8 protein-coding genes are annotated in these 7,395 nt (G+C 69.3%); 2 read left to right on the forward strand and 6 right to left on the reverse strand.

Annotated features, from left to right (window positions below; all coding sequences use genetic code 11):
• Positions 1-45: 45 nt before the first annotated feature.
• The 5 genes from A33M_RS16440 to A33M_RS24125 all read right to left on the reverse strand — a co-directional run bounded on the left by A33M_RS16440 (position 46) and on the right by A33M_RS24125 (position 4,277).
• The gene (locus A33M_RS16440) at positions 46-1,056 is read right to left on the reverse strand and encodes a transporter (RefSeq protein WP_008389365.1); all 1,011 of its coding nucleotides are present in this window, start codon (positions 1,054-1,056) and stop codon (positions 46-48) included.
• A gap of 15 nt (positions 1,057-1,071) precedes the next feature.
• On the reverse strand, positions 1,072-1,944 hold the full coding sequence (gene fabI, locus A33M_RS16445; protein ID WP_040621152.1) for an enoyl-ACP reductase FabI: 873 nt from the start codon (positions 1,942-1,944) through the stop codon (positions 1,072-1,074).
• A gap of 293 nt (positions 1,945-2,237) precedes the next feature.
• Positions 2,238-3,455: a beta-ketoacyl-ACP synthase I gene (gene fabB, locus A33M_RS16450; protein WP_040621149.1), complete on the reverse strand. Its 1,218-nt coding sequence runs from the start codon at positions 3,453-3,455 to the stop codon at positions 2,238-2,240.
• Positions 3,456-3,526: 71 nt separating this feature from the next.
• Positions 3,527-4,054, reverse strand: a complete 528-nt coding sequence (fabA, locus tag A33M_RS16455) for a bifunctional 3-hydroxydecanoyl-ACP dehydratase/trans-2-decenoyl-ACP isomerase (RefSeq protein WP_008389371.1) — start codon at positions 4,052-4,054, stop codon at positions 3,527-3,529.
• A gap of 70 nt (positions 4,055-4,124) precedes the next feature.
• Positions 4,125-4,277, reverse strand: a complete 153-nt coding sequence (locus A33M_RS24125; RefSeq protein ID WP_008389372.1) for a hypothetical protein — start codon at positions 4,275-4,277, stop codon at positions 4,125-4,127.
• Here A33M_RS24125 and irr point away from each other — a divergent pair.
• Positions 4,276-4,779, forward strand: coding sequence for a Fur family transcriptional regulator Irr (gene irr / locus A33M_RS16460; protein ID WP_008389373.1), 504 nt, complete (start codon positions 4,276-4,278; stop codon positions 4,777-4,779). The genes A33M_RS24125 and irr overlap by 2 nt on opposite strands.
• 429 nt (positions 4,780-5,208) lie before the next feature.
• Here irr and A33M_RS16465 read toward each other — a convergent pair whose 3' ends face one another.
• Positions 5,209-5,784 carry an SH3 domain-containing protein gene (locus tag A33M_RS16465; protein ID WP_008389374.1) on the reverse strand — a complete coding sequence of 192 codons (576 nt, stop codon included), beginning with the start codon at positions 5,782-5,784 and terminating at the stop codon, positions 5,209-5,211.
• 259 nt (positions 5,785-6,043) lie between these two features.
• Between A33M_RS16465 and A33M_RS16470 the strand changes: the two genes are divergently transcribed.
• Positions 6,044-7,045, forward strand: coding sequence for a 2-hydroxyacid dehydrogenase (locus tag A33M_RS16470; protein WP_008389375.1), 1,002 nt, complete (start codon positions 6,044-6,046; stop codon positions 7,043-7,045).
• Positions 7,046-7,395: the final 350 nt, after the last annotated feature.

Here is a 7,395-nt window from a genome sequence, read left to right on the forward strand (position 1 = left end):
CCAGCCGGGAATCCCGCCTCGGGAATCAATCAGCCGAATCCGGTATCACCCCCGCCCGCCGGTCAGCCCGAGCCAGCGCAACAGCCCGTAGACCGCTGCCGAAGACAGCAGCGCCACCACCACCCCGTCCCAGAAACCGGCGTGGTTTTCCGCGTAGGGCATGCCCGGAAGATTCATGCCGAAGAAGCCGGCAATCAGGGTCGGCGGCAAAAACAGGATCGTGACGATCGACAGCACGCGAAGGTTTCGGTTGGTCTCCTCGGCGACCTGGCCGGAAATCTCGTCCTGCAGCATGCGGGCGCGCTCGCGCAACGCCTCGATCTCCTGGTCGAGCCCGTCGAGCCGCTGCGAGAGCCGGGCGCTGTCGAGCGCGAGCGCCGGACCGAGCTCGTCGGGCTCCTGCGCCTCCAGCCGGTGGAACAGCACGCGCAGGCCGGTGAGCTGGCGATGCAGCCGCACCGTCGTGCGGCGAAACACGCCGAGCGACTGGCGGTCATCGGAGCGGCCGCCGTCGAGGATGCGCTCCTCGATGCGGTCCATGTGCAGCGCGATGTCGTCGGCGAGCCGGTCGATCGCCGCGGCGACCTGGTCGACGATCAGCTCGAGCAGGGCCGCGGTGGACGAAACCTTCTGGCCGCGCCGCAGCGTCCAGCGCACCGCGTCGACCGCATTGAGCGGGCGGCGGCGGGCGCTCACCAAAAGGCGGTCGGTCATCGCGAAGTGCAGGAGCGCGATGTCGTCGGTGACGCCCTCGAAGGTGCGCGACAGGTCGGCGATCACGCCATAGACGCAGCCGGTCTCGGCCTGGAGCTGCTGGTGGGTGTCGGGCCCGACCAGAGCCTCCACCGCCTCCGGCGGAAACGCCAGGGTTTTCAGGAAGGCGTTGCAGCGGGTGTCGGCGAGATTGAAGTGCAGCCAGAGAAAACCGTCGTCGCCACCGGCGTCGACCGGCGCCTCGGCGTCGATCTCCTCGGCACGGCCGTCCGGGGCGATGCGAAAGCCCCACACCAGCCCGGGCAGCGGCAGCGACCCGGGCGGCGGATCGGGGGCGAGCACGCCGGCGCCGGGGCTTTACTGCGCGGCGTCCTTGGCGGCGCGCGCCTCGGCGGCGGTCTCGGCGTCGTCGACCGTCTTGAGCGCGGCCGGATGCGGCATCGACATGATGTTGTAGCCGGAATCGACGAAGTGAATGTCGCCGGTCACCCCACTCGACAGGTCGGAGAGGAGATAGAGCGCGGCGCCGCCGACCTCCTCGATCGACACCGTGCGGCGCAGCGGCGCGTGGCGCTGCTGGAAGTTGAACATCAACCGCGCATCGGCGATCCCGGCGCCCGCGAGCGTGCGCACCGGGCCGGCCGAGATCGCGTTGACGCGCACCCCGCGCGGGCCGAAATCGGCGGCGAGATAGCGCACCGACGCTTCGAGCGCGGCCTTGGCGACGCCCATCACGTTGTAGTTCGGCATCACCCGGGTGGAGCCGCCATAGGTCAGCGTCACCATCGCGCCGCCGTGCGTCATCAGCGCCGCGGCGCGCTTGGCCACCTCGGTGAAGGAGAAGCACGAGATCAGCATGGTCCGCGAAAAGTTTTCGCGCGTGGTGTCGGCGTAGTGGCCCTTCAGCTCGTTCTTGTCGGAGAAGGCGATCGCGTGGACCAGGAAGTCGAGCCCGCCCCAGGCGTCGTTCAGCTTGTCGAACACGCCGTCGACCGAGGCGAGGTCCTCGACGTCGCACGGTAGCACGAGGTCGGAGCCGAGCGATTCGGCGAGCGGGCGGACGCGCTTGCCGAGCGACTCGCCCTGATAGGTGAAAGCGAGCGTCGCGCCCTGCGCGGCGAGCGCCTTCGAGATGCCCCAGGCGATCGAATGGTTGTTGGCGACGCCCATCACCAGGCCACGCCGGCCGAGCATCAGGCCGCCCTTGGCGGCGCCTTGATCAGCCGACATGACGAACGACCTGCGCGGCGGAAACCGAACCACGGCGTGCGACGCCGCGTCGTCCTCGGTCTTCATGGACGGATCTCCCTGACGAGGCCCTCGGGCGACGCATCGCGGCGGCGTGCCGGGCGTGCCGGTCCTCGTATCCCGCTGCTCCTTTTATGTCGCCCCTGCAACAGACGCGTGACAGCGGGCGGACGCACCCGAGCCCCGGTGAACAACTCGATGACGACACCGTGTGACCTTTCGAGCGATGGCGCGACGGGCCCGGGCCGCCGCGAGCGGCGGCCGGGCGCGGGGCCTCAGGCGTCCGGATGCTTCAGGACGATGGACGCATTGGTGCCGCCGAACCCGAACGAGTTCGACAGCACGCAGCCGAGCGTCACGCCGTCGCGGCGCTCGCGGACGATCGGCATGTCGGCGAAGGCCGGGTCGATCGTGTCGATATTGGCGCTCTCGCAGATGAAGCCGTTGCTCATCATCAGGAGCGAGTAGATCGCCTCCTGCACGCCGGCGGCGCCGAGCGAGTGGCCGGTCAGCGACTTGGTCGCCGAGATCGGCGGGCATTTGTCGCCGAACACCTCGCGCAGCGCCTCGATCTCCTTGAGATCGCCGACCACGGTGGAGGTGGCGTGCGGGTTCACGTAGTCGATCGGCGGGCCGACGGTGGAGAGCGCCATCCGCATGCAGCGGACCGCCCCTTCGCCCGAGGGCGCCACCATGTCGTAGCCGTCGGAGGTCGCGCCGTAGCCGGCGACCTCGGCGTAGATCTTGGCGCCGCGCGCCTTGGCGTGCTCGAGCTCCTCGAGCACCAGCACGCCGGCGCCGCCGGCGATCACGAAGCCGTCGCGATCGGCGTCGTAGGCGCGCGAGGCGCGGGTCGGCACGTCGTTGTACTTGGTCGACATCGCGCCCATCGCGTCGAACAGCACCGACAGCGTCCAGTCGAGCTCCTCGCAGCCGCCGGCGAAGATCACGTCCTGCTTGCCGAGCTGGATGATCTCGGCGGCGTTGCCGATGCAGTGGTTCGAGGTCGCGCAGGCCGAGGCGATCGAGTAGTTGACGCCCTTGATCTCGAACCAGGTGCCGAGCGTCGCCGAGGCGGTGGAGGACATCGCCTTCGGCACGGCGAACGGTCCGACCCGCTTCGGCCCCTTGGTGCGGGCGATGTCGGCCGACTCGACCACCGTGCGGGTGGAGGGACCGCCCGAGCCCATGACGATGCCGGTGCGCTCGTTGGAGACCTCGCCTTTCTCGAGCCCGGCATCGCGGATCGCCTGCTCCATGGCGACGTGGTTCCAGGCGGCGCCGCCGCCGAGGAAGCGCATCGCCCGGCGGTCGACCGCCTGCTCGGTATCGAGCGTCGGCGCGCCGTGCACCTGGCAGCGGAAGCCGAGCTCCACGTACTTGTCGGCGCGCGAGATGCCCGACCGGGCCTCCCGCAGGCTCGCCAGAACCTCCTGGGTGTTGTTGCCGATGGACGACACGATGCCCATCCCGGTGACGACGACCCGTTTCATCACGTCGATTCCTGCTTTCGCGGCGGGCGGCGCATCCGCGTCTCGGGGAGCGTCGCGCCCGCGGCTTCCGGTCACGCCGGGCCGGGCTGCGGCGCCTGGTCCCGGAACAGACCCACCTTGAGATCCAATGCGCGATAAATGATGGAGCCGTCGGCCGACAGCCAGCCGTCGGCGATCCCGAGCACCAGCTTGGAGCGGACCACCCGCTTGATGTCGATGCCGTAGACCACCTTGCGGACGCTCGGCAGCACCTGGCCGGAGAATTTCAGCTCGCCGAGGCCGAGGGCGCGGCCCTTGCCCTCCGAGCCCGCCCAGCCGAGGAAGAAGCCGACGAGCTGCCACAGCGCATCCAGGCCGAGGCACCCCGGCATCACCGGGTCACCCTTGAAATGACAGGGAAAGAACCAGAGGTCCGGCTTCACCTCGAGCTCCGCTCGGACCAAGCCCTTGCCGTGGGCGCCGCCCTCCTCGCCGATCTCGGCGATGCGGTCGAACATCAGCATCGGCGGCAGGGGAAGCTGCGGGCCCTCGGAAAACATCTCGCCTCGGCCGCAAGCGAGGAGGTCTTCGTACTCGAAGCTCGACCGACGTTTGTGCATTCCGCGCGATCCTTGAAACAATCTGTCCGTCGGGCCGGACAGTCTTTCCCTAACACACGACGCGGGGCGGTCAAACCGCCCGTGACGACCGGTCGACTGCGATTTTTTGCGGCACCGCACGAGACGGGAAATTGCGATGCAGTTGCAAGAAGCGCCCGAGGCCGGTATGATCCTCGGAACCACCTCCTTCGATGCCGGACATGCGCGCGAGTTCATTCGACATGCAGAGAAATTTCCCTCGGACACAGGCCGCGTCCACGACCCGGACGGGGGAGACCGCGAGCTTCTTCGCCAGCCGGCCGGAGCTGAACGGCTGTCCGTGGCACGACGTCAAGAGCATGCTGCGCGGTGTCGGGTTGCGGCCGACGCTGCAGCGCATGGCGCTCGGCTGGATCCTGTTCGGGCGCGGCCATCGCCACCTCACCGCCGAGATGCTCTACGAGGAGGCGTCGCGCGCGCGGGTGCCGGTGTCGCTCGCCACCGTCTACAACACGCTGCACCAGTTCACCGATGTCGGGCTGCTGCGGCAGGTCGCGGTCGACGGGTCGAAGACCTATTTCGACACCAACGTCTCCGAGCACCACCACTTCTTCATCGAGGACAAGAACGCGCTGGTCGACATCCCGACGGTGGACACCTCGGTCGGCGCGCTGCCGGACTTGCCGGAGGGCTACGAGGTGGCGCGGGTCGACGTGGTGGTCAGGCTCAAGCCGCGGGGCAAGTGATACCGACGGCGACTGAGTTCGACCTCGTCCTGAGGGCGGGCGGAACGCCCGCGTCTCGAAGGGCGAGGCCACGGTGCGGGCCTCATCCTTCGAGACGGCCGCTTCGCGGCCCCTCAGGACGAGGTCATAGTTTCCCGCCGCTGGTATGAGGCGGCCCGACTGTGGTCGAGTGAAACGCGGCAGATGAAGCGGCTCGCCGCCGGCCGCACGGTGTGATGCGCCGGCCGGTGAAGATGCCGCCGAGTGAAGGCCGTGGCCATCCGGGTTTTCGAAAGGGCGTCGGGCGACCGGCGCCGTTTTCGTTTCCGGATGCATGCTGCGACTCGAGGCGGCGCTGTCGCGTCGGTACGACGAGCCGGAGCCGAGGGGACGAGCCCCCACGGATGGTCGCCCACGAGTAGGCCCCACGAGAGTCAGCCCACGAGTGGGTCAGTCCAAGATCTCGTTCGGATAGACGCCCCACAGCCGCTCCTGCGGGATCCAGCCGTCGAAGCCCTTGCCGATCAGCCGGCACCATTTTCCGGTGCAGCGTTTGACGGAGCCGAGCACGCCCGGCTCGAGATTGGCGGTGACGGCGCTCTTCGGGTCGGCGGTCTCGTGGATCGGCACCAGCGCGCCGTCGCCCTTGGCCTTGGCGACGAAGGCGGTGCGCTTGCCCGACAGGAGCGAGTGATAGACCCAGCCCTCGGCGCCCTCCCAGTCGCGGATGCGGCGCCAGTTCTCGTACTCGGCGGTCACCTCCACCGGCAGGCCGGCATGGGTGTAGACCCAGCCGACCTCGTGGTCCTTGGTGGGTCCGCCGCGGACGTTCACCAGGTCCGACTTGAGGCTGACGAAGCGCGGCACCGGCAGGCCGCTCCGGGTGCCGGTGAGCGCGGCGTCGTCTTCGGCGTGCGCACCGACGCCCGCGAGCATCAGCCCCGCCAGCGCGACCAGTGCGAGCCGCGTGCGCCGCGCGGCAGCGCTGCGGCGAGGGGCGGCGGACGCACGATCGACGAAAGCCACGCGGGGCCGAGCGGGTACGGTCCGCAGCCGGTTCAGGCGCATTGTGTTATCCCGGCCATCTGGTAGACAAGAACCCGCGGTCCGTCTCGAGACGTCTCCGAGCGCGGGATTCCAGTGTCCCCGACGACGGTTAACGAGGACTGAAGGAGGACCGCCGCTCCGCGCGCCGGGTCGGCTCCGCCGATCGCGCGCCGGGGGCGAGGGCGGGAGCGAAACGGCTCCCGGACGCAGTCGGGCGCCGAGCGGTGGGGCGAGAAAGATGGGAAATCGCAAGAAGCCGGTCGTGGTGGTGACGCGCAAGCTGCCGGACAGCGTCGAGACGCGCATGCGCGAGCTGTTCGACACCCGCCTCAACATCGACGACACGCCGATGACCTCCGCCGACCTCGCCGAGGCGATGGCCGACGCCGACGTGCTGGTGCCGACCGTCACCGACCGGGTCGACGCCCACGCGCTCGGCCATGCCGGCGAGCGGCTCAAGCTGATCGCCAATTTCGGCAACGGCGTCGACAATATCGACGTCGGCGCGGCGCTCGCCCGCGGCATCACCGTCACCAACACGCCGGGCGTGCTGACCGAAGACACCGCCGACATGACGATGGCGCTGATGCTGGCGGTGCCGCGCCGCCTGACCGAGGGCGCCAATCTGATGACCGGCGAGAACCAGTGGACCGGCTGGACGCCGACCTGGATGCTCGGGCATCGCCTTTCGGGCAAGCGGCTCGGCATCATCGGCATGGGGCGGATCGGCCAGGCGGTGGCGAAGCGGGCGCGGGCGTTCGGCCTGCAGATCCACTATCACAACCGCCAGCGGGTGCCGGCCCGGATCGAGGAGGCGCTGGAGGCGACCTACTGGGAGAGCCTCGACCAGATGCTCGCCCGGATGGACATCATCTCGGTCAACTGTCCGCACACGCCGGCGACCTATCACCTCCTGTCGGCCCGCCGGCTCAAGCTGATGCAGGAAGGCGCCTATCTGGTGAACACCGCGCGGGGAGAGATCATCGACGAGAACGCGCTCGCCCGGCTGATCGAGACCGGCGACATCGCAGGCGCCGGCCTCGACGTGTTCGAGCACGAGCCGGCGGTGAACCCGAAGCTGATGCGCCTCGCCCGCACCGGCAAGGTGCTGCTGCTGCCGCATCTCGGCTCGGCCACGCTGGAAGGCCGGGTCGACATGGGCACCAAGGTGATCATCAACATCCAGACCTTCATGGACGGCCACCGCCCGCCCGACCGCGTGCTGCCCTCGATGCTGTGACGCGCGGCCCCTCGCCGCGCGCCATCGGCGCCACGGCACGAAGGCGAGTGCGGCGACCCTTCCGGCGCTTCGGCGATCCGAACGGGCTCGGAGGCCGACGTCTGGCCCAGGCTCGTGAGGCAAGCGAGCGTTCCAGGCGCCACGGCAGGCGTCGACGATGGCGCGTCCCGTCACCTTTCCGGATTGATCTTTCACGTCCACAACCCATAATGGTGTGGCGCGAACAAGATGGCGGCCAATGCCACTGGTGCCCCGCAACGGATGCCGGGAGGACGCCGTGGCCGGACGCAAATCGATCGTCAAGGCGACCGAGGTGCTCGCCACGGCGGCCTTCGACCCGGCCCAGTGGC

The organism is Rhodovulum sp. PH10, assembly GCF_000293785.1.
GTDB lineage: Bacteria > Pseudomonadota > Alphaproteobacteria > Rhizobiales > Xanthobacteraceae > Rhodoplanes.